The 559-nt window shown below is 42.9% G+C and carries 1 protein-coding gene; it reads left to right on the forward strand.

Features of this window, described 5'->3' with window-relative positions; translation table 11 throughout:
• Window positions 1-559: type VI secretion system accessory protein TagJ (locus R8N47_RS27405; RefSeq protein WP_318186389.1), on the forward strand; the 559-nt coding region annotated here is incomplete at both ends.

The raw sequence follows: 559 nt of genomic DNA on the forward strand, positions 1-559 counted from the left end.
ATCGAAGCAATAAAGGCATCTCCAAAGGATGCCAGTTTGAGAAGCTCTTTTATTGAGCTGCTTTGTATTGATGGTGATTTTGAGCGAGCTGATGAGCAACTGATGCAGTCTATTAAACTGTTTCCTGAATATCTTCCAGGCGCTAGCCAGTTAAGACATCTGGTTAAAGCTGCTCAAGCGCGAAAGGATTTCGCTCAAGGAGCGGCAACCGCGAAGGTATTGGGTGAGAACGAAGAACTAACTAAGTCATTGGTTAGCTTCAACTTATCAATGGTGAGTCAAGATTATGAACAAGTTTCTGAACTTGCTCTTCAAATCGAAGAACTGAGACAAGAAAAAGGCTTTTTAGCTAATGATACTTCGTTCTCAGACGTGCGGGATATTGATGATCGTTTAGGTGGTTACATTGAGCTGTTTTCTACCGCAGGCAACTACTTCCTCGTCCCTATTGCTAGCATCAACACTTTAGAAATCAAATCTGCTACCTCTTTGCTAGAAAGTGTTTGGCGCCCCGTTGAGTTTGACATTGACGGTTTAGGTGAAGGTGAAGGCCATATGC

The organism is Vibrio sp. 2132-1, assembly GCF_033344315.1.